This is a genomic window from Streptomyces sp. YS415, from assembly GCF_023544665.1.
Classification (GTDB): Bacteria; Actinomycetota; Actinomycetes; order Streptomycetales; family Streptomycetaceae; genus Streptomyces.
In genome coordinates this window covers 65,956-89,922 of the sequence record NZ_JAMJFL010000005.1, presented here as the reverse complement: position 1 = coordinate 89,922, position 23,967 = coordinate 65,956, and the positions used below count along the sequence as shown (strand labels likewise).

The window sequence follows — 23,967 nt, the reverse complement described above, 5'->3', positions numbered from 1 at the left end:
CAACTGTCAGCCCGGTGTTCTGGCCACCAGCGCCGTCGCCACCGCCATCAGACCTTCACCCCTACCGGGGAACCCCAGTCCGTCCGTCGTGGCCCCCGACACGGAGACCGGGGCGCCCGCCGCCTCCGACAGGACCTTCTGGGCCTCCTCGCGGCGCTTGCCGATCTTCGGCCGGGGGCCGACGACCTGGACCGCGATGTTGCCGATGGTGAAGCCGGCCTCGCGGACGATGCGCGCGGCCTCGGCCAGCAGGACGACACCGGAGGCGCCCGACCACTCGGGCCGCCCGGTGCCGAAGTGCTGTCCGAGGTCGCCGAGGCCCGCCGCGGAGAAGAGCGCGTTGCACGCGGCGTGCGCGACGACGTCCGCGTCGGAGTGACCGGCGAGCCCGGTCCCCTCGCCCTCCCACTTCAGGCCCGCGCACCACAGCTCGCGGCCCTCCTCGAAGGCGTGGATGTCGGTGCCGATGCCGACCTGGGGCAGCAGGGGTGCCTCAGAAGCCATCGTTGAGCCTCCGGCGCGCCAGGACGGCCTCGGCGAGGACCAGGTCCAGCGGACGGGTGACCTTGAAGGCCTCCTCGTGGCCGGGCACCACCACGACCTGGAGGCCGAGCCGCTCGACCATGCCGGCGTCGTCGGTGACCTGGTCGGTGACCGCCTCGTGGGCGCGCAGGAGGGTCGTCCGGTCGAAGCCCTGCGGGGTCTGCACCGCGCGCAGCCGGTCCCGGACCGGAGTGGCGACGACCCGCTCGGGCTCGCCCGCGCCGGCCGGCTCGACCTCCTTGACGGTGTCCGCGAGCGGCAGCGCGGGGACGACCGCGGGAGCGCCGTCCCGTACGGCCTCGATGACGGCGTCGACGGTGTCCACGGGGACGAGCGGGCGGGCCGCGTCGTGCACGAGGACGATGTCGTACTCGGGCGGCAGCGCGTCCAGGCCCCGCTGCACGGACTCCTGGCGGGAGTCACCGCCGGGGACCACCAGGAAGTCGGTGCGCTCCGGCAGGGCGTGGGCGTCGAGCAGGGACTTCACCTCGGCGGCGCCCTCGGGCGGGGCCACGACGACGACCAGGGAGACGGCACGGGACGCGGCCATGGCGCGCACCGCGTGGATCAGCATGGGGGTGCCGCCCAGCACGCGGAGTGCCTTGGGGGCGCCGGGACCGAGGCGTACACCGCGGCCGGCGGCCGGAATCACGGCAGCCGTACGGAGGGTCGCACGGGCCTGTTCGGGGGAAGGGCGCGATTCGTCAGACATCGGTTCCTGTCAGGTTTGTGTGCTGGCCTGGCGTGGGTATGGCCTGGGAAGTGCCGGGCGCGACGCCCTGACCGGACCCTTCCGTGACCCTGGTCGGGCCAGCTGCCCGGGCCCGGCACGCCAAGTATCGGGGGGATTCCCCCCGGCGAGTGCACGGCGTGGGACGGCACGCAGAAGCGAACATGCCGCAGCGCCCGGCGACAGTGGAGACGTCATCGGGCACCGCGGCATTTCAGTGTGCTGAGTGGCTGAGCCTGCTGGCTGCGGGCGTCAGGACGCGAGGACCTCGTCGAGGAGCGCCTCGGCCTTGTCCTCGTTGGTGTTCTCCGCGAGGGCGAGCTCGCTCACGAGGATCTGGCGGGCCTTGGCGAGCATGCGCTTCTCACCGGCGGACAGTCCGCGCTCGCGCTCACGACGCCACAGGTCACGTACGACTTCCGCGACCTTGATGACATCGCCGGAGGCGAGCTTCTCCAGATTTGCCTTGTAACGACGAGACCAGTTCGTGGGCTCCTCGGCGTACGGCGCGCGCAGCACCTCGAAGACCCGGTCCAGCCCGTCCTGACCGACCACATCACGCACGCCGACGAACTCCGCATTGTCCGCTGGCACACGCACCGTCAGGTCACCCTGGGCGACCTTCAGCACCAAGTAGGTCTTGTCCACGCCTTTGATCTGGCGAGTTTCGATAGCCTCGATCAGCGCGGCCCCGTGATGGGGATAGACCACGGTGTCGCCAACCTTGAACGTCATGTGACAGGTACCCCTTCCGTGGCTATCCAGAGTAACACGGAAACGGCAGCTTCTGAATGGCGTTTTCGCAGGTCAGGGCATATCTCGGGGCTTGACAACAGCAACAGGAACGTGCTGCGCGGGCCGAGCGGAACAAGGTATTCGCAGGTCGGAGCGGCTCTCCGGGCGGGGCGAAACGCGGCCGTCACACCCATCAGGAGGGGCCACCGGGCGGCCGAACATCCTGATATGTCCGGTTCCACATGTGCGACTTCCGCTACTCCGTTCGGTGGCCGGAGGCGGGTACCGGACGATTCAGGAATTGATCACCAGGGGTCGCCGAGCACGGTCGGTGATCAATTTCCGGAGGGTCGCGCATTCCTTCACGGAAATTTCGCGAGGCCGTGTCGGGGGTATGCCGACGGGACTTATGTGAATGGCAGACAGCCCTGGCGCCAAAGTGACTCGTGGGTCACTTGTGAGGGGCGGGACCGGTGAAGCGGGACGCTTCCGCAGGGCCGGCCGGAGACTCTTGTGGGGCCGAGGGGAGGGTCGGGTGCGGCGGGGCGGGAACGGCTCGGTAACCTAAGCCCGCTGACAGACACTTAGGGCGGCTTTATGCGCCCGCCCCGTTCGAGTCAAGGAGTTGCCGCCGCCGTGAGCAGCAGCCTTCGACGCGGCGTCATCGCCGCCGCCGCCATCACGTTCTCGATCCTTCCGCTCGCCGCGTGCGGAGCCGGCAACAACGCACAGACCCTGGAAGTCAAGCCCGACAACGCCGCCACCACGGTCGGGGACATCGCGGTCCAGAACGCCGTGATCATCACGCAGCCGGACCCGGAGGCGAGCGACCCGGCCGTGGTCGCCGCGACCCTCTTCAACAACGGCACCAGCGCCCAGACCCTGGAGTCGGTCACCATCGAGGGGACGGACGAGCCCCTCGAGCTGAAGCCCGCCAAGGGCAAGAGCCTGTCCATCCCGGCCGGCGGCTCGCTGACCCTCGGTGGCTCGGGCAACGCCTCCGCCGTGCTCTCCGGCACGCCGGAGAACGTCAAGGACGGCAATGCCCAGCCGATGACCTTCACCTTCAGCGAGACCGGCGACGTGAACCTGCGCGCCTTCGTCGTCCCGGCCGAGAGCTACTTCACCGGCTGGGGTCCGACCGAGGTCCCGTCCGCGCCGGGCGAGGACACCGCGTCCCCGACCACGGAGCCGACGGGCGAGGCGTCCGGCGAGGCCACGGGTGAGGCCACCGGGGAGCCGGCCGAGGGCGCGACCGGCACCCCGACCGACGCCGCCTCGGCCTCGGCGACGGAGTCCCACGCGGCCGGCCACTGAGCGGCCGTACGACGCGGAAGGGCGGGGCCCCCTGAGGGGTCCCGCCCTTCGTCGTACCGCGGTCAGCCGGCCTACGGCTCGAACTTGTAGCCCAGCCCCCGCACCGTCACCAGGTAGCGCGGTGCGCCCGGGTCCGGTTCGATCTTGGCGCGCAGGCGCTTGACGTGGACGTCGAGGGTCTTGGTGTCGCCGACGTAGTCGGCGCCCCAGACCCGGTCGATGAGCTGCATACGGGTCAGGACGCGGCCCGCGTTGCGCAGGAGCATCTCCAGAAGGTCGAACTCCTTGAGCGGCAGGTCGACCTTCGAGCCGGAGACCGTGACCACGTGGCGGTCGACGTCCATGCGGACCGGACCCGCCTCCAGGGCGGCCGGGGTGACCTCCTCGGGCTCCCCGCGGCGGCGCAGGACGGCCCGGATGCGGGCGACCAGCTCGCGGGACGAGAACGGCTTGGTGACATAGTCATCGGCTCCTATTTCCAGCCCGACGACCTTGTCGATCTCGCTGTCCTTGGCGGTCACCATGATGACGGGGACGTTGGACCGGCCGCGCAGCTGGCGGCAGACCTCGGTGCCCGGCAGGCCGGGCAGCATCAGATCGAGCAGGACGAGGTCGGCGCCGTTGCGCTCGAACTCGTCGAGACCGTCGGGCCCGGTGGACGCGACGGCGACCTCGAAACCCTCCTTGCGGAGCATGTACGACAGGGCGTCTGAGAAGGATTCCTCGTCCTCGACGACGAGCACTCGGGTCACGGATGGACCTCCGGGGCGGAAAGCGTCTGGTACGCGGCTGACTCGGGGGGTGTGTCGTGGGACGGATCGGCGGGGCGCCCGGCCTCGTCGTCGAGGGCGGGATGCTGCTGAGCTCGGTCGCGGGCCGCGCCCGCCTCCGGCAGTCTCAGGGTGAACGTGGAGCCCTGTCCCTCGGAACTCCACACCGTGACCTCCCCGCCGTGCGAGGCGGCCACGTGCTTGACGATCGCCAGCCCGAGCCCCGTGCCACCGGTGGCACGGGAACGGGCCGGGTCGACGCGGTAGAAGCGCTCGAAGATGCGCTCCTTGTCCTTGTCGGAGATGCCGATGCCCTGATCGGTCACGGCGATCTCGATGTGGTCGCCGCCCGGTGCGGTCAGCCGGCGGGCGGCGATCCCGACTCGGGTCCGGGCGGGCGAGTAGTTGACGGCGTTCTCGACGAGGTTGCCGAGGGCCGCGGCGAGCTGGCCGCGGTGGCCGAAGATGCTCAGGTCGGCGGTGCCGCCGGCCGCCATCGTGATCTGCTTCGTGCCGGCGGCGTGCCGGCAGCGGTCGATGGCCTCGGCCACCAGTTCGTCCACTCGAACAGGCTCGGCGTCCTCCAGGGGGTCGTCGTTCTGCACCCGGGAGAGGTCGATCAGCTCCTGGACGAGGTTGGTGAGCCGGGTCGCCTCGATCTGCATGCGCCCCGCGAAGCGCTCCACGGCCTCCGGGTCCTCCGAGGCGTCCATGACAGCCTCGGAGAGCAGGGAGAGGGCGCCCACGGGGGTCTTGAGCTCGTGGCTGACATTGGCGACGAAGTCGCGCCGTACCGCCTCTATCCGCCGGGCCTCGGTGAGGTCCTCGACGAGCAGCAGCACCAGGCGGGAGCCGAGCGGCGCCACCCGGGCGGAGACCGCGAGGGCCTCGCCGCGTCCGGTACCGCGCCGGGGCAGGTCCAGCTCGACCTGGCGTATCTCGCCGTCGCGCCGGGTGTCCCGGGCCATCTGGAGCATCGGTTCCACGGAGAGCCGCCCGCCGCGCACCAGCCCGAGGGCGTACGCGGCGGAGCTGGCCTTGACGACGGCGTCGGCCTCGTCCAGTACGACCGCCGAGGAGCGGAGCACGGACAGGACCGTGTCGACGCCCGGGGGCAGTACCGGATCGGTGTGCAGGGAGGTTCTGGTGGGGCGCGCCTGGTCGCGTTCGCTCCAGCGGAACGCCAGCATGGCGATGACGCCGGTGAGTACCCCGGCGATCGCTGCCGCTGCGGCGACCGCCGCGTTCACGTCCATGCATCCAGGTTAGGCACGGGTTCGGTCCTGGCCACAGCCATCCGAGTGCGAGCTCGAACACTCGTCGCCCAGAGTTCACCTTGGTGCCAGCAATGGTTCATTTGGGGTGGCAGAAACGGACGCGTGCAGGTCGGACGGTGAGAACGTGGGGTGGATAGCGCCGGTTCAGCAGGACGTGCACACTGGCCCCGGCCCCCGGAACCCCAAGAAACACGTACGAGAGGGAACCCTCATGCGGGACGCGTACCACGAGGAACTTGACTCGATCAGCGACAGCCTGGTGGAGATGGCCCGCCTGGTCGGGTCGGCGATCGGACGCGCCACGACGTCGATCCTCGACTCCGACCTCAAGCTGGCCGAGAGCGTGATCGAGGCCGACCAGAAGGTCGACGACCTCCAGCACGACCTGGAGGCGCGGGCGATAGCCCTGCTCGCCCGTCAGCAGCCGGTGGCGACCGACCTGCGGATCGTGGTCACCTCGCTGCGGATGTCCGCCGACCTGGAGCGCTCCGGCGACCTGGCCCAGCACGTGGCCAAGCTGACCCGGCTGCGTTACCCGGAGCGGGCCATTCCGCACGATCTGCACGCCACGATCCTGGAGATGGGCCAGCTCGCGCAGCGCCTGATGGCCAAGGCCGCCGAGGTCATCGTGACCAAGGACGTCGACCTGGCGCTCCAGATGGAGACCGACGACGACGCGATGGACCTGCTGCACCGCACGCTCTTCCAGCACCTGATGGACGAGCGGTGGAAGCACGGCATCGAGACGGCCGTGGACGTCACCCTGCTCGGCCGCTACTACGAGCGGTTCGCCGACCACGCGGTGGCGGTCGCCAAGCGGGTGGTGTTCCTGGTGACGGGTGAGCACGCGGACAATCTCCAGCAGGACATCGCCGCCGTGAAGGGCGTGGAAGGGGTCTGACACCGCTCGGGGGCGTGCGCGAGAGCCCCCGTGCGCCGTTGATGCGCCCAGTGGGGCGGGCATGCAATGGGGAGCAGGCACCAGCCTCGACGAGGAGGGACCATGGCCGACTCCCCCGGCACGCCCGGCACCACACCCGACCCCACGCAGGAACGCCCGACCGAGCAGCCCGCCGAGATCAAGAACCTGATGCTCATCGGCGCGTGCGGCTGCGGCTCGGGCTGCCAGTGCGGCTGCCAGTCCGGCAACCCGTGCCAGTGCGGTTGAGTGCTTTTTCCTTACGACGGTGAAGGGCCCCGGCGCGGCTGCCGGGGCCCTTCGTCGTGCTCGCGGGCCGGAGGAGGCGCAGCATGGAGGGAGGACCGGAAGGAGGCGTGCCATGGCCCGCTTCATGGACGTACACCACGGGATGCAGGGCATCACGTCGGACCAGCTGAACGAGGCCCACAAGGCGGACCTCGCCATCGAGAAGGACGAGGGGGTCCACTTCGAGCGGGCCTGGGCGGACCCGGAGTCGGGCACCGTCTACTGCCTCTCCGAGGCGCCCTCGGCGGAGGCGGTGCAGCGCATCCACGAACGCGCGGGACACAAGGCGGACGAGATCCACGCCGTGCCGCTGGCCGTCTAGCCCGCGAAAAAGCCCCCTACCAGGGGCGAACCCGCTGGTAGGAGGCTTGATTCGAGCAGGCTACTTCTTCTTGCCCTGGTTCTTCACGGCCTCGATCGCCGCTGCCGCCGCCTCGGGGTCGAGGTAGGTGCCGCCCGGGTTCAGGGGCTTGAAGTCGGCGTCGAGGTTGTAGGACAGGGGGATGCCGGTGGGGATGTTGAGGCCGGCGATGTCCGCGTCGGAGATGCCGTCCAGGTGCTTGACCAGGGCGCGGAGCGAGTTGCCGTGGGCCGCGACCAGGACCGTGCGGCCGGTCAGCAGGTCGGGGACGATCGCGTCGAACCAGTACGGGAGCATGCGGACGACGACGTCCTTCAGGCACTCCGTGCGCGGGCGCAGCTCCGGCGGGAGGGTCGCGTAGCGCGCGTCGGAGTACTGGGAGTACTCGGCGTCGACGTCGAGCGGCGGCGGCGGGGTGTCGTAGGAGCGGCGCCAGAGCATGAACTGCTCCTCGCCGAACTCGGCCAGCGTCTGGGCCTTGTCCTTGCCCTGGAGGGCGCCGTAGTGGCGCTCGTTCAGGCGCCAGGAGCGGTGGACCGGGATCCAGTGGCGGTCGGCGGCCTCGAGGGCCAGCTGCGCCGTACGGATCGCCCGCTTCTGGAGGGACGTGTGGACCACGTCGGGCAGGAGGTCGGCGTCCTTCAGGAGTTCGCCACCGCGGACTGCCTCCTTCTCGCCCTTCTCGTTGAGGTTGACGTCCACCCAGCCGGTGAACAGGTTCTTCGCGTTCCACTCGCTCTCGCCGTGGCGGAGGAGGATCAGCTTGTACGGTGCGTCGGCCATGAGAAGGAGCGTAATCGAACCTTCTGATCACTTGCGCCCCCGACCAGAAGGCGGACGGTTGACGGGATCTGTTAATTGAGTGGCCCCCGGCCCCCGGCGCTTCGTAACGTGTGATCGCCGCCCACGCCACTTACATACCCGGGGGATCCTCATGTCTGTCGCCGCCCTGAGACGTGCTGCCCGGGAGACCGTCTCCGGGCTGCCGCGGGAGTTCTGGTGGCTGTGGACGAGCACCCTCGTCAACCGGCTCGGCGGCTTCGTCGCCACCTTCATGGCGCTCTATCTGACCCTGGACCGCGGCTACTCCGCCTCCTACGCCGGTCTCGTCGTCGCCCTGCACGGCCTCGGCGGTGTCATCTCCTCCCTCGCCGGCGGAGTGATGACCGACCGGCTCGGGCGGCGGCCCACGCTGCTGATCTCGCAGACCGCCACCGCCGTCTCCGTGGCCGCGCTGGGGTTCGTGCACCACCCTGCCGCGATCGCGGGCGTCGCCTTCCTCGTCGGCATGGCCTCCAACGCCTCCCGGCCCGCCGTGCAGGCGATGATGGCCGACATCGTCCGGCCCGAGGACCGGGTGCGCGCGTTCTCGCTCAACTACTGGGCCATCAACCTCGGCTTCGCCGTCTCCTCCATGGCCGCCGGGTTCATCGCCGAGTACAGCTACCGGGCCGGGTTCCTCGTCGAGGGCGCCATGACCCTGGCCTGCGCGATCGTCGTCTTCCTGAAGCTGCCCGAGTCCCGGCCCGAGCGCACGGAGGCGGTGAAGGCGCAGGAGTCCGCCGTAGGACTGGGGACCGTGCTGCGGGACGGGCGGTTCATGGGGGTCGTGGGCCTGTCCTTCCTGATCGCCCTCGTCTTCCAGCAGGGCGCCATCGGACTGCCCGTCGCCATGGGCGACGCCGGCTTCACCCCGGCCGACTACGGCATGGCCATCGCCGTCAACGGTGTCCTGATCGTCGTCCTGCAGATCCCGGTCACCCGGTTCATCGAGCACCGCGATCCGAGGCGGCTGCTGGTGATCTCCTCGGTGCTCGCCGGGTACGGCTTCGGGCTGACCGCCTTCGCCGGATCCGTCGGTCTGTTCGCCCTCACCGTCTGCGTCTGGACCCTCGCGGAGATCGTCAACGCCCCGACCCAGACCAGCCTGGTCGTCCGGCTCTCCCCCACCCACGGCCGGGGCCGCTACCAGGGCATGTACACCATGTCGTGGGCCGTCGCCTCGCTCGTCGCGCCGCTGATGTCCGGGGTCGTCATCGACCGGTACGGCGCGGAGTGGCTGTGGGGGCTGTGCGCGGTGATCGGGACCGTCGCGGGGCTCGGGTACGGCGTGCTCATGCGCCGCCTTCCGGTCCAGGAGACCGTCGCCGGGGCGCCGGCCCCGGCCCGCCCCGAGACCGCCGCCGCCTGACGCCCGGCCGTGCCCCTCAGGGGTGCATCCGGGCCCCCTTCAGCACCTTGTCCACCGCGTTGCGCGGCCCGTGCACGGCCAGCCCGACCAGATCCAGGTCCCGCGTCGGCACCGCCCGTACGGCGGCCCGGTTGTCCCGGTCGTTGCCGGTGGCGAACAGGTCGGACGTGAACAGGGCGCGCGGCAGGGCACGCGACAGCACGCGCGCGTGAGCCGCCGTCAGCGTCTCCTTGGAGCCCTGGAAGACCAGCACCGGCTGCCGGAACATCGGCAGGTAGGCCACGCCGTCGGCGTCCTCGTACGGCTCCCCGATCACCTCGGGGACCTGCGTGCCCAGGCCGCTGACCAGGAAGGCGGTCACGTTCAGCCGCTGCCAGGGCTCCAGGTCCTCGCGCAGCAGCACGGCGATCTTCGTGTCGAAGCGGATCGGTTCGGCGGTGAGCGGGTTCGTCGCGTTCATGGACCGAGACTGCCGATCGCCGTACGGCCTCGTCTTGTACGTTCTTTGCATGGCCGCTCAGCGTGACGTGACCGCCTGGCGTCCCCGGGTCCCGGGTGTCGTCGAGGTCTTCCACGCGCACTTCACCGAGTACGCCTACCCGATGCACGTCCATGAGGCGTGGACGCTCCTCATCGTCGACGACGGCGCCGTACGGTACGACCTCGACCGGCACGAGCACGGCACCCCGCGCGGCACGGTGACGCTGCTGCCGCCGGACGTCCCGCACAACGGCGCCCCGGCGACCCCGCACGGCTTCCGCAAGCGCGTCCTCTACCTCGACACCTCCCGGCTCGCCGGCGACCTCATCGGGGCCGCCGTGGACACCCCCGAGCTGCGCGACCCGCTGCTGCGGCACCGGGTCGGCCAGTTGCACACCGCCCTCGCCCGCCCCGGCGACGAGCTGGAGGCGGAGAGCCGGCTGACGCTCGTCGGGGAGCGGCTGCGCACGCACCTGCGGGCGCGCCCGGAGAGCGGAGCCCGCTCCGGCCCCGCCCTCGCCCGCCATCTGCGCGAACTCCTCGACGAACGGGTCGTCGAAGGGCTCTCGCTCCAGGAGGCGGCGGGACTGCTCCAGGCCCATCCCGCCCATCTGGTACGGGCGTTCAGCACCGCGTACGGCATCGCCCCGCACCAGTACCTGAACTCCCGCCGCGTCGACCGCGCCCGCCGGCTGCTCCTGGACGGCCGCCCGATCGGCGAGGTCGCGACAACGACCGGCTTCTACGACCAGGCCCACCTCACCCGGCACTTCCGCAAGCTGGTCGGCACGACCCCGGGGCGATACACCGGGACGGGCGCCGGGCACCGGCCGGGGGGGCACGGCTCAGGTGACGTCGACGTAGTCACCCGCGGCGGTCGCCCCGCCCGTCGTGGACGTCTCGCTGAACGTCCAGCGCCAGTAACCGTCGGCGGCGGCCGTGACCGTGGTCTTCAGGGAGCCGGTGGAGCCCGCCTGCACGATCTTGACCGTGTTGTAGGTGCTCGTTCCCGCCTTGCGGAACTGGAGCTTGGCCGACTTGCCGCCGTAGCCGACGTAGGCGTGCTTGACCCAGTCCGCGCGGGTCAGCTTGCCCGTGACGGTGAGCGCCTTGCCCTTGGCGACCGGCTCCGGGGAGGCGTTGACCGTGGCCCGCGCCATCCGCTTGACCTGGACGGTGCCGAAGCCGGTCAAGTACTCCTCGGCGTCGGGCTGGCCGTCGGAGCCCCAGGTACGGGCGGAGACGGCGATCTTCCAGGTGGTGGCGTCGTTGTTGGAGTCCAGCCGGTACGGCGGGTCGATGTAGAGCTCGCCCTCGACGTACCCGTCCTCGTAGTAGGTCTCGCTGCCCGAGTAGATGCCGCCGTCCTGGGCTCCCTGGGCGGCGGTGACGCCGTGGTACAGGAAAGGGGACGCTTCTATCTCGTTGTACTCGTACGCCGCGGGCCTCGTGACGCGGAAGGTGAAGTCGGGGGTCACCTCCGCGGTGGTGCCCACCACGATGGGCTTGCCGTTGTTGATGACCAGGTTCGACACCGAGATGCCGGTGTCCGCCGCCTCCGCGGCCGGGGCGGTGAACGCCACGAGGGCGAGCGCTCCCGCGAGCGCGGTCGCGGAGCCGGTTCTGCCTGCGCGCATGCGCAACCTCTTCAGGTGCTGGTGGGTTGGGGCTGCGGCAGGCTAGCAGCGGGCTCTCAGCTGCTGGGACGCTGGGTCAGGTGGGTGAAGGCTTCGAGGTTGCGGGTGGACTCGCCGCGGGACACCCGCCACTCGTACTCCTTGCGGATGGCGCTCGCGAAGCCCAGTTCCAGCAGGGTGTTGAAGGCGCCGTCGGCGGCCTCCAGGGTCTGGCCGAGGAGGCGGTCGAGCTCGTCGGGGGTGACGGCCGACAGGGGGAGCTTGGCGGTGACGTAGACGTCGCCGAGCCGGTCGACGGCGTAACTGACGCCGTAGAGCTTCAGGTTGCGCTCCAGGAGCCAGCGGTGGACGCCGGACTCGTTCTCGTCGGGGTGGCGGATGACGAAGGCGTTGAGCGACAGGGAGTGGCGGCCGAGCCGCAGGGAGAGCGTCGTCGACAGCTTGCGCGTGCCGGGGAGTTTGACGACGTAGGTACCGGGGTCGGGGCTCTCCCACTCCAGCTCCGCGTCCCGGAGGAAGTCCTCGACGGTCTGCTGCACATCACCCATGGTGCGAGCGTACGCGACGGCGGTGGGCCTGGGCCGCCGCCGTGTAGACGTCCGCGGTGGCCGCGGCCGCGGTGTCCCAGCCGAAGGACTGGGCGTGCCGGGCCGCGGCGGCGCCCATCGTGGCGGACAGCTCCGGCCGGTCGGCGAAGTCGCGCAGCACGCGCGCGTAGGCGGCCGGTTGGTGCCCTTGGACGAGGAAGCCGGTGCGTCCGTCGCGCACGGCCACCGGCAGTCCGCCGACCGACGCCGCGAGCACCGGCGTACCGGCCGCCTGCGCCTCTATGGCGACCAGGCCGAAGGACTCGCTGTAGGAAGGCATGACGAGCACCGAGGCGGCCCGGAACCAGTCCACGAGCTGGTCCTGGCCGACGGGCGGGCGGAACCGTACGACGTCGGCGATGCCGAGGCGGGCCGCCAGCTTCTGCAGGCCCTCGGGCTTGGCGAGGCCGCTGCCGCTGGGGCCGCCGACGATCGGCACGAGGATGCGGGAACGCAGCTCGGGGCGCTGGTCGAGCAGGACGGCGACCGCGCGGAGCAGGATGTCCGGCGCCTTCAGGGGCTGGATGCGGCCCGCGAAGAGCGGGATCAGGGCGTCCTGGGGCAGGCCGAGGCGGGCCCGGGCTGCGGCGCGGCCGTCGGCGGGCGAGAAGCGGTCGAGGTTGACGCCGGGGTGGACCACGGCGACCTTGCCGGGTTCGGCGTGGTAGTGGCGTACCAGCTCGTCGGCCTCCTCCGCGGTGTTCGCGATGAGGCGGTCGGCGGCGGCGACGATCTGGGTCTCGCCGATGACCCGGGCGGCCGGCTCGGGGGTGTCGCCCTCGGCGAGGTTGGCGTTCTTGACCTTGGCCATGGTGTGCATGGCGTGCACCAGGGGGGTGCCCCAGCGCTGGGCGGCGAGCCAGCCGACGTGGCCGGAGAGCCAGTAGTGCGAGTGGACGAGGTCGTAGTGGCCGGGGCGGTGGCCGGCCCAGGCCTGCATCACGCCGTGGGTGAAGGCGCAGAGCTGGGCGGGGAGTTCTTCCTTGGCGAGGCCTTCGTAGGGGCCCGCGTCGACGTGCCGGACCAGGACGCCCGGGGCCATCTCCACGGTCGGCGGGAGGGCGGCGGTGGTCGCGCGCGTGAAGATCTCGACCTCGATGTTGATCGCGGCGAGGCGCTGCGCGAGTTCCACGATGTAGACGTTCATGCCGCCGGCGTCGCCGGTGCCGGGCTGGTGGAGCGGTGAGGTGTGCACGGAGAGCATCGCGATACGGCGGGGCCTGCGGTGCAGACGCAACCGCGGGGCTGTCACCGCGGAGCGACGCCCGAGCCTGCCGACGTAGTGGCTCACGGGGCGTTCCTCCTCGCTGCGGGCATGCCTGAGGGAGGACGTGCGGGCCCTCCACCGGGGTGAACACCGGACGGTCCGGCTCCATTTCCCGCCCGGGGTTCTTTGCCGAATCATTACCGCGAGTCGCTCAACCGTTCGAGGGCGGAGTGCGTGGCCGGGCGAGGGGACGACTGCTCGCCCCGCGCGGGCCGCATACCCTCGTAGACATGACAGCCCGCGCCGCCTCCAGCCCCGTAGGAACGGTGACGCGCGGCACCACCAACCCCAACCGCCTGCGCCGCATGGACCGCTGGATCGCGGCGACGCACGGCGCCGAGCTGCGGCGCGCCCCGGACCCCGTCGCGGTCGACCTCGGGTACGGCGCCGCGCCCTGGACGGCCGTGGAGCTGCTGGGCCGGCTGCGCACCGTCGCGCCCCGCGCGCGCGTGGTCGGCGTCGAGATCGAACCGGCCCGGGTGGCGGCCGCCCGGCCCTACGAGCGTGACGGGCTGGTCTTCCGGCACGGTGGGTTCGAGATCCCGGTCCCGCAGCGGCCGCTGCTGATCCGGGCCGCCAATGTGCTGCGCCAGTACGAGGAGGCCGAGGTCGCCGCCGTGTGGGAGCGGCTGTGCGCGCGGCTGGCCCCGGCCGGCGCCGGCTCTCGGGGCGGGCTGCTGGTCGAGGGGACCTGCGACGAGATCGGGCGGCGGCACGTGTGGGTCGCGCTCGGGCCCGAGGGGCCGCGGACGGTGACCTTCGCGACCCGGCTCGGCTCCCTGGAGCGGCCCTCGGATCTCGCCGAGCGGCTGCCGAAGGCGCTCATCCACCGCAACGTCCCCGGCGAGCCGGTCCATGCCTTCCTGCGGGACTTCGACCGCGCCTGGGCCGCCGCCGCGCCCTACGCCGCCTTCGGCGCCCGGCAGCGCTGGATCCGGGCGGTACGGGAACTGACGGCCGACTGGCCGGTGCTGGACGGGCCGGTGCGCTGGCGGCAGGGCGAAGTGACGGTGGCGTGGGGGGCGTTGGCACCGGTCCGCTGAGCAACGGTCCAATGAGCGCCGGTCCGCTGAGAGCCGGTCCCCTGAGCGCCGGTGCGGCCGGGCCGCGGCACTGACCTGCGGGGAACGATCTCCGTGAGTTGTTCGTCACACAGGCGGGGAGATTGTGGTGCGGTGCGGGGACGGGGGGAAAGCAGCAGGGTGCGCGGCCCCTGTCGTTTTCCGCGGCGGCATGGCACGATCCCCCGGGCGACCGTAAGTTACTGACGGTAAATCAGGTTGGGGGAAGTGGTATGGGTACGGGCAGGCGCAGCCTCATCACCGCCGCAGTCACCGTGGTCTGCGCGGTGACCGTGCTGGCGGCCCCGGGCACCGCGTTCGCGAGTCCGACCCCGACACCGGCTCCGGCCCCCAGCGCGACCTCGACTCCGGCGACCACCAAGGACCTTGAGGCGGTACGCAAGAAGCTGGACCGGCTCTATCACGACGCCGCCGTGGCCACCGACGCGTACAACTCCGCCGAGGAGAAGGCCGAGCAGCAGTCCGCCGAGATCGTGGCCCTGGCCAAGAAGATCGTCCAGGGCCGGAAGAAGGTGGACGAGCTCAAGAAGCGGGCCGGCGCCGCGGCCGCCGCGCAGTACCGCAACGGCGGACTGCCGGACGAGGCCCATCTGATGCTCAGCGACGACCCGCAGGAGTTCCTCGACGGCGCGGGCCGGGTCATCCAGGGCGAGCGCGCCACCAAGGGGCTCCTCGGCGAACTGACCCGCACCCAGCAGGACTTGGAGCAGTACGCGAAGGACGCCTCCGCCCAGTGGACGAAGCTGGAGGCCAACCGCAAGGCCAAGGCCAAGGCGAAGGCGAAGGTCAAGAAGCAGATCGCCGCCGCCGAGAAGCTGGAGTCGGAGCTGGAGGCGGAGGAGAAGGAGCGCCTCGCCGAGCTGGAGCGACAGGCCGCCCAGCAGGCGCAGACCGCCTGGCTGGACTCCGGGATACTCGACGAGATCGACGGCAAGGCGTCCGCGCAGGGCAAGAAGGCCGTGGCGTACGCCACCGCCCAGCTGGGCAAGCCGTACGAATGGGGCGCCGAGGGGCCCGGCACCTTCGACTGCTCCGGGCTCACCTCACAGGCCTGGGCGGCGGCCGGAGTGCCGATCCCGCGCACCTCGCAGGAGCAGTGGAAGCAGCTGCGGCGCATCGACACCGCGGACATGCGCCCCGGCGACCTCATCATCTACAACGACGACGCCAGTCATGTCGCGATGTACGTCGGCGACGGCGCGATCGTGCACGCCCCGCGCCCCGGGCGCACGGTGACCGTCGCGGGGGCCGGTTCCATGCCGATCCTGGCGGTCGTACGACCGGACGTATGAGACCGGAGTCACCCATACCGGGCCCCGGGTGACCGGGGCCACGTGATGCACCGCACGCCAACAACCGTGCAAACCGGGGGCGGACGTGACGTTCGTCATCCCCCGGGGCCCGCCGCGCTGCCCAACTGCGGTACATAACGCGGCATATGACTGTGGCCAGCCGCCGAACGGCGTGGCCTGCGCCATTCCTTTGCGGTGCCGACTACCGCTATGGTCCCCGTCGGTGGGTCGAGGTCCCTCGTCCCCGCCATGCCCTCGGGGGGAGGGAAGGAACCCAAGACGATGCCCGTACCCGTACCGCGGCAGAGAGCGATCCCGGCCGTGGAGAGTGGTCAGGCGCAGACAGCCGCACCCCTGGCCGGCGGCCCCTCGGCCGGAGAGGCCCCGCGCAAGGACGCCACGGTCGAGCACACCGACAGGACGCACACGCCCCACACCGGTGCCGCCGGCGCCGCCCACACCCAGCTGACGCTGCTGCTCATCGAGGACGACCCGGGCGGCTCCACGGTCCTGCCCGAACTGCTCGACCGGTCCGGCAGGCCGATCCGGGTGCGCTCCGCCCGCAACCTCACCGAGGCCGAGCGGCTGCTCACCGACGACGTCCACTGCATCCTGCTGGACCTGGCGCTGCCCGCGCCGGGCCGGGGCGACGACGGCGACGAGCTCGCCGTGCTCAAGCAGGTGCTGGAGCTCGCGCCCCGGCACGCCGTCCTCGCCCTCACCGCCTCCGGCGACGCCGAGCGCGGCGCGCAGGCGGTCCGGGTGGGCGCCCAGGACTATCTCTACCGCGACGAGCTGGACGGCCGGCTGCTGAGCCGCGCGATCCGGTACGCGGTGGAGCGGAAACGTTCCGACTCCGCGGAGCGCCGGCTCGCCGAGGGACGGGTGCGGGCGCAGGAGAACCGGCGCCTGGAGCGGGGCCTGCTGCCCACGCCGCTGCTGGACGGCTCGCCCCTGCGGTTCGCCGCGCGCTACCGGCCGGGCCGGTCGCGGGCGCTGCTCGGCGGGGACTTCTACGACGTGGTCCGCACCTCCGACGGCACCGTGCACGCCATGATCGGCGACGTCTGCGGCCACGGTCCCGACGAGGCCGCGCTCGGTGTCGAGCTGCGGATCGCCTGGCGGGCGCTGACGCTGGCCGGGCTCTGCGGGGACCAGCTGCTCGGGACCCTGCAGCAGGTGCTGGAGCACGAGCGGCCGGACGACGAGATCTTCGCGACGCTGTGCACGGTGGACATCGCGCCGGACGGCCGCCGGGCGGGGCTGTGCCTGGCCGGGCACCCCTCACCGCTGCTGGCCCGCCCCGGGAGGGCGGCGCAGCTGCTGCCGTACGACAACAACGGGCCGGCCCTCGGGCTGCTGCCCGGGGCCCGCTGGCCGCGGATGCAGGTGGAGCTGGGCGCCGAGTGGAGCCTGATGCTCTACACCGACGGGCTGATCGAGGGCCGGATCGGCGAGGGCAAGGAGCGGCTGGGCCAGGACGGGATGGTGTCCATGGTCCGCCGCCAGCTGGCCGAGGGGCTGCGCGGCGAGGCGCTGCTGGGGGCGGCGGTGAACGAGGTCCGGGACCTCAACGGCGGCGAGCTGACGGACGACGTGGCCGTGCTGCTGCTGGACCGGGAGCGCTGAGCCGGGGGCTCGCTCCGGGCGGGGTCAGCGCCCGCCGTTCCACGGGCCGTACGGGCCGTCGCTGCTGGAACCCCGGCGGGTGTTGCGGCCGCCGCCGGGCAGGGAGCGGATCGCCGGGCGGACGTCCACCATGTAGACGATCGTGGCGATGAGGCCGATGATCGGCAGGAACGACAGGATGTTGAAGATCAGGTTCACCACGAAGGCGAGCCCGAGGACGATCAGCCAGAACGGCTTGGTCTTCTTGTCGGCCGCGCGGTAGGCGTCCTCGCGGCGGATGGCGGCGTCGATCAGCGCGAACCCGCTGAAAAGGATCAGGGCCATGCTCAGCAGCCACATGAAGTTTGCGAAGCCCTGCATCAGCACAACGTCCACCACCCGACTCGGCTCGTCCCTACGCGGTCACCGTACCCGCAACCGCAGGCCCGCTACCCGTGCAACGGGCCGAGCACCCGGTAAGTGCCCGACCCGTCCGGTTATCGCCCTGCCCGGTTACTTCGCGGGCGGGGTCGTCTTCTTGGCGGCCGGCTTGCGCGGCGCCGTCTTCTTCGCGGCGGGGGACTTCTTCGGCGCGGCCGTCGCCTCGGCCGTCACCTCGGGCTTCGCCTCGGCCGGCTTGTCCTCCTCCTCGACCGCGACGGGCTTGGCGTTCGGCTCCACGACGATGGCGAGTTCCTCGATCTCCTCGGCCGCCTCGCCGCGCCAGGTCCGCACGGCCTGCTCGCCGTGCTCGGCGACCTTCTCGTAGGTCTCCCGGGCCTTCACGGCGTACTCGGCGGCCACGCCGACCCCGCGCAGCGCGAAGTCCTGGGCGCTCTCGCCGAACTTCTTCAGGTCGGCGTCGAAGGTGGTGCTGAGCTTCTTCAGGTCCCCGTCGAGGGAGCTGATGAACTCGCTGACCCTGGACTGCAGGGTCTCCTGCGTCTCCTTGACCCGGGCCTGCGCCTCCTTGGCGCGGGCGGCGGCCCTCTCCTGGACGGCCTTGGGGTCGGTGTTGCGTACGGCCTCGATCCGGGACGGGGCCTCGGCACGCAGCTGCTCGACCAGGCCGGGGACCTTCTTGGCCTGCTGGAAGGCCAGGTCGGCGGTGCCGGCGGCGAAGTAGAGCGGGGTCGGGTCGCTGAGGGTCTTGCGGAGGTCGTCGGTGATGGCCATGGTGCTGGTCCTCCCGGGTTACTGCTGATGAGGGTGGGTGGGTGCGGTCCCGTGGGCGCGTGCGACGGCGGCCGGTCGCCCGGCTCAGCCGGCCGACTGCCGCGGCTCCTGCGGGTCCTCGGTGTCCGGTGCGCCGGCGTCCTTGCCGGCGTCCGTGGCGCGGGGGCCGTCGTCGAGCCGCACGGGCCCGGCGTCGGCGCTGGGGTCCGTGCCCGACAGGGCGTCCTCGGCCGCCGCGATCCCGAGTCCGTTCTCCTTGCGGAAGGACTCGTAGATCTGGAGCAGCACCTGCTTCTGCTGCCCGGTCAGCGTGGGATCGGCGAGGATGACGGCGCGCGTCTCCACCTCGTCCCGGTCCCGCTCGGCGTCCAGGATTCCGGCCTGCACGTACAGCGTCTCGGCGGAGATCCGCAGCGCCTTGGCGACCTGCTGGAGGACCTCCGCGCTCGGCTTGCGCAGCCCGCGCTCGATCTGGCTCAGATACGGGTTGGACACCCCGGCGGCATCGGCGAGCTGCCGCAGCGAGAGCTGGGCGTTTCGCCGCTGCTCGCGCAGGTACTCACCGAGATTGCCGACGTTGAGCGTTGCCATACCCCCACCTTGCACCACCGCCGCTAACTATTGCAAGCACCCGCTTGCAATAGTGCGCCATGTCATGCCGGGGTCCAGCGGTGTTCAGCGCAGGGTGAGCCGGTACTCCGACCCTATGTGCGTGAGTTTCTCCGGGTTGCGGACGTAGTAGAGGCCGGTGATGCGGTCTCCCTCCAGGCTGATCGCCAGGATGCCGTCGGTCTCGCCGTCCACGCTCAGGGCGAGTGCCGGGTGGCCGTTCACCACGGTGGGCTCGTAGGTGACCGTGAAGTCGGCCTTTCCCCGATGGCCGATCATGTAGCGGCCCACCCGGTCGGCGCCGAGGATCGGCCGCACCGCGGCCTGCTTGATGCCGCCGCCGTCGGCCATCAGGACCACGTCGGGGGCGAGCACGTCGAGCAGGCCCTGGAGGTCGCCGGTCTCCAGGGTGCGCTGGAAGGAGTCGAGCGCCGCCCGGGTGCGGCTGGCGGAGACCGCCTCGCGGGGGCGGCGGGCCTCGACGTGCTGCCGGGCCCGGTGGGCGATCTGGCGCACGGCCGCGGGGGTCTTGTCGACGGCGGCCGCTATCTCGTCGTAGCCGACGTCGAAGACCTCGCGCAGGACGAAGACGGCGCGTTCCGTCGGCGAGAGTGTCTCCAGGACGAGCATGAGCGCCATCGAGACACTCTCGGCGAGTTCCACGTCCTCGGCCACGTCCGGCGAGGTGAGCAGCGGCTCGGGCAGCCAGGGGCCGACGTAGGACTCCTTGCGGCGCTTCAGGGTGCGCAGCCGGTTGAGCGACTGCCGGGTGGTCATCCGGACCAGGTACGCCCGGGGGTCGCGCACCTGGTCCAGGTCGAGCTCGACCCACCGCAGCCAGGTCTCCTGGAGCACGTCCTCCGCGTCGGCCGCCGAGCCGAGCATCTCGTAGGCGACGGTGAACAGGAGGCTGCGGTGGGCGACGAAGATCTCGGTCGCCGGGTCGGTGACGTGCTCAGTCATGATCGTTGTCTCCCCGGTGCGGGCCCGCTCTAGGCCACGTGTTCGGCGGTGGCGTCGGCGCTCCGGGCCGCCAACTGTTCGGCGCGCCGGGGGCCACCCGAGACGTTGTGCAGGCGGTACGAGCCAGGGTTGGTGGCCTCGCCGGCCAGGTGCCCGACGGTCCCCTTGCACACGAACTCCTTGACCCGCGCGCCGAGCCGGCCGCCGATGTGGAACCAGACGGCCACGTCGTGCCGGCGGGCGAACTGGAAGATGCCCGCCTTCCGCCCGAGGCTGACGCACTGCCCGGCGAAGACGTGGTTGAGGGTGGCCGGCTCCTCCCCCGCGATCCGGCTGAGCACGGTGTCCGCGGCGCGCGCGCCGAGCGGTATCGCGGCCTGGCAGCTCATCCGCAGCGGCAGGTCCGACGGGGCGGCGCTGTCACCGGCCGCGACGATCCGTACGTCGTCCACGCTGGTCAGCGTCTCGTCGGTGAGCAGGCGGCCGAGGGCGTCGGTGCTCAGGCCGCTGCGCGCGGCGAGATCCGGGACGCCGAACCCGGTGGCCCACACGGTCACCGCGCTCGGCACCTCACGGCCGTCCTCCAGCCGTACGGCGTCCCGCGTCACGGCCGTCGCCGTGCTGCCCGGCCCGTCGAGGACGGTCACCCCGAGCGCCGCCATCCGCTTCGCCACCGACCGCCGCCCGCGCGCGTGCAGATACGGCCCGAGCTGCCCGCCGCACACCAGCGTGACGGCCCGCCCCTCCTCCGCCAGCTCGGTGGCGACCTCGATGCCGAGCGGTCCGGCGCCGACGACGGTGACCGGGGCGGACACGGGCGTGTCGTACAACTGGCTCCGCAGCCGCTCCGCCTCCTCGGCGGTGGCGACGGGACGGGCGAACTCGGCGGCACCGGGAACGCCGGGCTCGGCGCTGCCGCTGCCGACGGCGTACACGAGGTAGTCGTACGGGAGGCTGTCCCCGGAGGCCAACTCGAGCCGCCGCCCGGCGGCGTCGATCCGCTCGACGGCGTCGACGACCAGCCGGACCCGCTCGGCCAGCACCTCCCGGTACTCGACGACGGCGTCGTCGGTCCCGGCCACCAGCTGGTGCAGCCGGATCCGCTCGACGAAGCCCGCCCGCGGATTGACCAGCGTCACGTCCACGTCCCCGCTCCGGGTGAGCCGGTTGGCCGCCATCACCCCGGCGTACCCGCCTCCCACGACCACCACGTTCTTCGCCACGACAGCCACGATGCCTCCTCCGATTGCAGGGATACGACCTTCAGACACCGGGCCCGGGGCCGCTGTGACAGGACGTGAGCCGGATCACAACTCCGCCCGGCGGGCCCGGTTCGCCTCCCGCATCAACGCGAACGCGTCCGCCACCGGGCCCACATGGGTCAGCTTCTCGGGGTTGATCACCGAGCGGATCGCCCGGACGCGGCCGTCGGCGATGTCGATCGCCATGATGTTGACGACCTTGCCGTCGCGGTCCCGGAAGATCAGCCCGGGCTGCCCGTTCACCTCGTGCGGCTCGGCCGTGACGCCGATCAGCTCGAACGGCCGGGTCAGCGCGACCAGCAGCCGTGCCACGTTCTCGGCGCCCACGATGGCCCGCGCCCACTGCGGAGCCTTGCCGCCGCCGTCGCCGACCATCTGCACGTCCCCGGCGAGCAACTGACGCAGCCCGTCCACGTCCCCCTCCCGGAACGCCTCGAAGAACCGCTCCGCCAGCTCCTCCCGCTCCTTGCGGTCCGCCTCGAACCTCGGCCGCCCCGCGTCCATGTGCCGCCGCGCCCGTACCGCCAGCTGGCGGCAGGCCGACTCCGAGCGGTCCACCGCCGAGGCGATCTCCGGGAAGCCGAACCCGAACACGTCCCGCAGCACGAACACCGCCCGCTCCAGCGGGGTGAGCCGCTCCAGCAGGACCAGCGCCGCCATCGACAGGGAGTCCGCCAGCTCCGCCGACCGCTCCGGGTCCTCGTAGGGGTCGTTCAGCAGCGGCTCGGGGAACCAGGGGCCGACGTACTGCTCCCGGCGCACCCGCGCCGAGCGCAGCACGTCGATGGAGAGCCGGGTGACCACGGCCGACAGGTACGCCTTCACGGACGCCGGGCGCGTGTCGGTGGTCTCCCAGCGCAGCCAGGTCTCCTGCACCGCGTCCTCCGCCTCGCCGACACTGCCGAGAATCCGGTAGGCGATGGCGAACAGCAGCGGCCGCAGCTCCTCGAACTCCTCCGTACGGGTCACGCGACTCCCTCCCGAGCGGCCCGGTCGCCGCTCCTCCCTGAGACGAGACAGCCCCACCCGGCTGTGACACCGGGGGCGGCCGTACCCACTTTTTTGTGCGTACTTGGCAGCACCGCGTCCGCCCGAGAAGCTGGACGCAGGTGATCAGGAAGCCGCCAGCCGCTCCAGCCGGCGGTGACCCCAGTCGGAGAGGGGGCCGAGGAGTACGGAGAGTTCACGGCCGAAGCCGGTCAGGGAGTAGACCGTCTTCAGCGGGAGCACGTCGTGCACCTCCCGGTGCACCAGACCGTCCTCCTCCATCTCGCGCAACGCCTGCGTCAGCACCTTCTCGCTGAGTCCGGGCAGCCGGCGCCGCAGTTCGGCGGGCCGGTGCGGGCCCGCTTCCAGCAGCCACAGCAGGCTCGTCTTCCACTTGCCGTCGATCACCGCGATGGCGGCGGTCACTCCGCAGACGTTCGGATCCAGAGCCCGGCTGCGCGTCATCATCGCCCCTTTTGTTCACATATGTTCACGTATGGGAGAAGCATGTCCACGTACGACGACCAGTCTGCCGTCACCGTCCTCGGCCTCGGCCCCATGGGCCGCGCTCTGGCCGGCGCCTTCCTGGACGCGGGAGTGGCCACCACCGTCTGGAACCGCACGCCGGGCCGGGACGGCGACCTCGTCGCCCGCGGGGCCAGGTCCGCCGCCACCGCCGCCGAGGCCGTCGCCGCCGCGCCCCTGACCGTCGTCTGCGTCGTGAACTACGACGCCTCCGACGCGATCCTGCGGCAGGACGAGGTCACCGACGCCCTCAAGGCCCGTACGGTCGTCAACCTCACCGCCGACACCCCCGACCGCGCCCGGGACACGGCCGACTGGGCCGCCGCGCACGGCATCCGCTACCTGGACGGCGCGATCATGACCCCGGCGCCGAGCATCGGGACCCCGGAAGCGGTCTTCATCCTCAGCGGCCCGAAGGATCTCTACGACCGCACCCTGCCCGTCCTGTCCGGCCTCGGCGGCACCCACACCCACCTCGGCGAGGACATCGGCCGGGCCGCCGCCTACGACATCGCCCTGCTCGACATCTTCTGGACGGCGATGGCCGGTTACGCGCACGCCCTCGCGGTGGCCCGCGCCGAGGGCGTCACCGCCCGGGAGCTGGCCCCCTTCGCGCAGGGCATCGGCGCGATCCTGCCGCCGCTGTTCGCGGAGTTCGCCGGGGACACCGACGACGGCACCTACTCGGGCGAGATCAACCCCATCACCTCGGCCGTCTCCTCCATGGCCCACATCGTCCACACCGCCGAGTCCCACGGCATCGACGCGAGCCTGATGCGCGTCGTGGAGGGCCAGGCCCGCCGGGTCGTCGCCGAGGGCCACGGCACCGACGGCTACCTCCGTGTCACCGAGCTGCTGACCCGGCACGCCCACTGACCCACCGCTCCAGCACGCCGAAGTCCGCGTCGGTCAGCCCCGTGCGGTGATCGACGCGGTGGAGCAGCGCGGGCGCGGCACAGTGCTCGGCGACCCAACGGCGGTCGGCCTCCCCGATCTCGTCGTCGACCCAGACGAAGGGCCGCCCGCCCGCCCACTCGATCAACGGCCGGGTCTTCCAGTGCAGGCCCGGCGGACCGCCCTCGCCGTCCGGCCAGTCCACCAGCGGCAGCGGAGGCAGCCCGAGCCAGGGCGAGAGACAGGCGTTGGCGTCCTCCATCCAGGTCGTCGCCCACACCAGCGCACAGCCCAGGCCGGCGAGGCGGGGCCCGAGCGCGGGGTCGACGCGGCCGAGGAGGGGGTGGGCGAGCGGCGCCCCGGGGCACGGCGGGGTGTGTTCCGGGTACGGACCCGGGCCCCCGAAGGGGAGCAGCGTGCCGTCGACGTCGAGGAAGAGGAGCATCGCCACCAGCATCCCTCAGAAG

27 protein-coding genes and 1 pseudogene are annotated in these 23,967 nt (G+C 71.8%); 10 read left to right on the top strand and 18 right to left on the bottom strand.

Annotated elements, in window-relative coordinates; genetic code table 11:
* Positions 1-6: 6 nt before the first annotated feature.
* From ispF to M8H82_RS08375, 3 genes are all read right to left on the bottom strand, one after another.
* Entirely contained in the window at positions 7-504 is a 498-nt protein-coding gene (gene ispF, locus M8H82_RS08385) for a 2-C-methyl-D-erythritol 2,4-cyclodiphosphate synthase (RefSeq protein ID WP_250071852.1), read from the bottom strand.
* The gene (gene ispD / locus M8H82_RS08380; protein ID WP_250071851.1) at positions 494-1,255 is read right to left on the bottom strand and encodes a 2-C-methyl-D-erythritol 4-phosphate cytidylyltransferase; all 762 of its coding nucleotides are present in this window, start codon (positions 1,253-1,255) and stop codon (positions 494-496) included. Before ispD ends, ispF begins: the two co-directional genes overlap by 11 nt.
* A 270-nt stretch (positions 1,256-1,525) precedes the next feature.
* Complete coding sequence (locus M8H82_RS08375) at positions 1,526-2,008, bottom strand: CarD family transcriptional regulator (RefSeq protein WP_003953493.1); 483 nt, start codon at positions 2,006-2,008, stop codon at positions 1,526-1,528.
* A 636-nt stretch (positions 2,009-2,644) separates the two neighbouring features.
* Here M8H82_RS08375 and M8H82_RS08370 point away from each other — a divergent pair.
* Entirely contained in the window at positions 2,645-3,325 is a 681-nt protein-coding gene (locus tag M8H82_RS08370; RefSeq protein WP_250071850.1) for a DUF461 domain-containing protein, read from the top strand.
* A 71-nt stretch (positions 3,326-3,396) separates the two neighbouring features.
* On the opposite strand, the gene M8H82_RS08365 is transcribed toward M8H82_RS08370, so the two are convergent.
* Positions 3,397-4,077 (bottom strand): response regulator transcription factor, encoded by a 681-nt coding sequence (locus M8H82_RS08365; RefSeq protein ID WP_127179272.1) that lies wholly within the window; start codon positions 4,075-4,077, stop codon positions 3,397-3,399.
* Positions 4,074-5,351, bottom strand: coding sequence for a cell wall metabolism sensor histidine kinase WalK (locus M8H82_RS08360; RefSeq protein ID WP_250071849.1), 1,278 nt, complete (start codon positions 5,349-5,351; stop codon positions 4,074-4,076). The genes M8H82_RS08365 and M8H82_RS08360 overlap by 4 nt, the downstream gene beginning before the upstream one ends.
* A 232-nt stretch (positions 5,352-5,583) precedes the next feature.
* Between M8H82_RS08360 and phoU the strand changes: the two genes are divergently transcribed.
* The 3 genes from phoU (at position 5,584) to M8H82_RS08345 (ending at position 6,901) form a co-directional block, all read left to right on the top strand.
* Entirely contained in the window at positions 5,584-6,273 is a 690-nt protein-coding gene (phoU, locus tag M8H82_RS08355) for a phosphate signaling complex protein PhoU (RefSeq protein ID WP_250071848.1), read from the top strand.
* 102 nt (positions 6,274-6,375) lie between these two features.
* Positions 6,376-6,540 (top strand): hypothetical protein, encoded by a 165-nt coding sequence (locus M8H82_RS08350; protein ID WP_250071847.1) that lies wholly within the window; start codon positions 6,376-6,378, stop codon positions 6,538-6,540.
* Positions 6,541-6,652: 112 nt separating this feature from the next.
* A complete protein-coding gene (locus tag M8H82_RS08345) occupies positions 6,653-6,901 on the top strand; it encodes an SCO4226 family nickel-binding protein (protein ID WP_250071846.1) in 249 nt (82 codons plus the stop codon).
* A gap of 60 nt (positions 6,902-6,961) precedes the next feature.
* Here M8H82_RS08345 and M8H82_RS08340 read toward each other — a convergent pair whose 3' ends face one another.
* A complete protein-coding gene (locus M8H82_RS08340; protein ID WP_250071845.1) occupies positions 6,962-7,723 on the bottom strand; it encodes a phosphoglyceromutase in 762 nt (253 codons plus the stop codon).
* 151 nt (positions 7,724-7,874) lie between these two features.
* On the opposite strand from M8H82_RS08340, the gene M8H82_RS08335 reads away from it, so the two are divergent.
* Positions 7,875-9,131: an MFS transporter gene (locus M8H82_RS08335; RefSeq protein WP_250071844.1), complete on the top strand. Its 1,257-nt coding sequence runs from the start codon at positions 7,875-7,877 to the stop codon at positions 9,129-9,131.
* 16 nt (positions 9,132-9,147) lie between these two features.
* Here M8H82_RS08335 and M8H82_RS08330 read toward each other — a convergent pair whose 3' ends face one another.
* Entirely contained in the window at positions 9,148-9,591 is a 444-nt protein-coding gene (locus tag M8H82_RS08330; protein ID WP_308293237.1) for a DUF2000 domain-containing protein, read from the bottom strand.
* Positions 9,592-9,640: 49 nt separating this feature from the next.
* Between M8H82_RS08330 and M8H82_RS08325 the strand changes: the two are divergent.
* A pseudogene (locus tag M8H82_RS08325) lies at positions 9,641-10,429 on the top strand (AraC family transcriptional regulator); the annotation flags it as partial.
* Positions 10,430-10,456: 27 nt separating this feature from the next.
* Here M8H82_RS08325 and M8H82_RS08320 read toward each other — a convergent pair.
* From M8H82_RS08320 to mshA, 3 genes are read right to left on the bottom strand one after another with little or no spacing between them, the layout of a single operon-like run.
* Entirely contained in the window at positions 10,457-11,248 is a 792-nt protein-coding gene (locus M8H82_RS08320; RefSeq protein ID WP_250071842.1) for a hypothetical protein, read from the bottom strand.
* Between the two features lie 56 nt (positions 11,249-11,304).
* Positions 11,305-11,796, bottom strand: a complete 492-nt coding sequence (locus M8H82_RS08315) for a YbjN domain-containing protein (protein ID WP_250071841.1) — start codon at positions 11,794-11,796, stop codon at positions 11,305-11,307.
* Entirely contained in the window at positions 11,789-13,126 is a 1,338-nt protein-coding gene (gene mshA, locus M8H82_RS08310) for a D-inositol-3-phosphate glycosyltransferase (RefSeq protein ID WP_250071840.1), read from the bottom strand. Before mshA ends, M8H82_RS08315 begins: the two co-directional genes overlap by 8 nt.
* 206 nt (positions 13,127-13,332) lie before the next feature.
* Here mshA and M8H82_RS08305 point away from each other — a divergent pair, with 206 nt between their 5' ends.
* From M8H82_RS08305 to M8H82_RS08295, 3 genes are all read left to right on the top strand, one after another.
* Positions 13,333-14,145, top strand: coding sequence for a class I SAM-dependent methyltransferase (locus M8H82_RS08305; protein ID WP_250071839.1), 813 nt, complete (start codon positions 13,333-13,335; stop codon positions 14,143-14,145).
* Positions 14,146-14,396: 251 nt separating this feature from the next.
* Positions 14,397-15,476 (top strand): C40 family peptidase, encoded by a 1,080-nt coding sequence (locus M8H82_RS08300; RefSeq protein ID WP_250071838.1) that lies wholly within the window; start codon positions 14,397-14,399, stop codon positions 15,474-15,476.
* Positions 15,477-15,758: 282 nt separating this feature from the next.
* Complete coding sequence (locus tag M8H82_RS08295) at positions 15,759-17,105, top strand: PP2C family protein-serine/threonine phosphatase (RefSeq protein ID WP_250071837.1); 1,347 nt, start codon at positions 15,759-15,761, stop codon at positions 17,103-17,105.
* A 24-nt stretch (positions 17,106-17,129) separates the two neighbouring features.
* On the opposite strand, the gene M8H82_RS08290 is transcribed toward M8H82_RS08295, so the two are convergent.
* The 7 genes from M8H82_RS08290 to M8H82_RS08260 form a co-directional block, all read right to left on the bottom strand.
* Positions 17,130-17,465 (bottom strand): DUF2516 family protein, encoded by a 336-nt coding sequence (locus tag M8H82_RS08290; RefSeq protein ID WP_250071836.1) that lies wholly within the window; start codon positions 17,463-17,465, stop codon positions 17,130-17,132.
* 132 nt (positions 17,466-17,597) lie between these two features.
* Positions 17,598-18,260: a hypothetical protein gene (locus tag M8H82_RS08285; protein WP_250071835.1), complete on the bottom strand. Its 663-nt coding sequence runs from the start codon at positions 18,258-18,260 to the stop codon at positions 17,598-17,600.
* An 84-nt stretch (positions 18,261-18,344) separates the two neighbouring features.
* A complete protein-coding gene (locus tag M8H82_RS08280; RefSeq protein ID WP_250071834.1) occupies positions 18,345-18,851 on the bottom strand; it encodes a helix-turn-helix domain-containing protein in 507 nt (168 codons plus the stop codon).
* An 84-nt stretch (positions 18,852-18,935) separates the two neighbouring features.
* Positions 18,936-19,832 carry an RNA polymerase sigma-70 factor gene (locus M8H82_RS08275; protein ID WP_250071833.1) on the bottom strand — a complete coding sequence of 299 codons (897 nt, stop codon included), beginning with the start codon at positions 19,830-19,832 and terminating at the stop codon, positions 18,936-18,938.
* 29 nt (positions 19,833-19,861) lie between these two features.
* Positions 19,862-21,010 carry an NAD(P)/FAD-dependent oxidoreductase gene (locus M8H82_RS08270; RefSeq protein ID WP_374211637.1) on the bottom strand — a complete coding sequence of 383 codons (1,149 nt, stop codon included), beginning with the start codon at positions 21,008-21,010 and terminating at the stop codon, positions 19,862-19,864.
* A gap of 129 nt (positions 21,011-21,139) precedes the next feature.
* Positions 21,140-22,063, bottom strand: coding sequence for an RNA polymerase sigma-70 factor (locus tag M8H82_RS08265; RefSeq protein ID WP_250071832.1), 924 nt, complete (start codon positions 22,061-22,063; stop codon positions 21,140-21,142).
* 144 nt (positions 22,064-22,207) lie between these two features.
* Positions 22,208-22,546 (bottom strand): helix-turn-helix domain-containing protein, encoded by a 339-nt coding sequence (locus tag M8H82_RS08260; protein WP_250071831.1) that lies wholly within the window; start codon positions 22,544-22,546, stop codon positions 22,208-22,210.
* Between the two features lie 42 nt (positions 22,547-22,588).
* On the opposite strand from M8H82_RS08260, the gene M8H82_RS08255 reads away from it, so the two are divergent.
* Positions 22,589-23,482, top strand: a complete 894-nt coding sequence (locus tag M8H82_RS08255; protein ID WP_250071830.1) for an NAD(P)-dependent oxidoreductase — start codon at positions 22,589-22,591, stop codon at positions 23,480-23,482.
* On the opposite strand, the gene M8H82_RS08250 is transcribed toward M8H82_RS08255, so the two are convergent.
* The gene (locus tag M8H82_RS08250) at positions 23,451-23,945 is read right to left on the bottom strand and encodes an HAD domain-containing protein (protein WP_250072047.1); all 495 of its coding nucleotides are present in this window, start codon (positions 23,943-23,945) and stop codon (positions 23,451-23,453) included. The two genes, M8H82_RS08255 and M8H82_RS08250, sit on opposite strands and share 32 nt — an antisense overlap.
* Positions 23,946-23,967 lie beyond the last annotated feature (22 nt).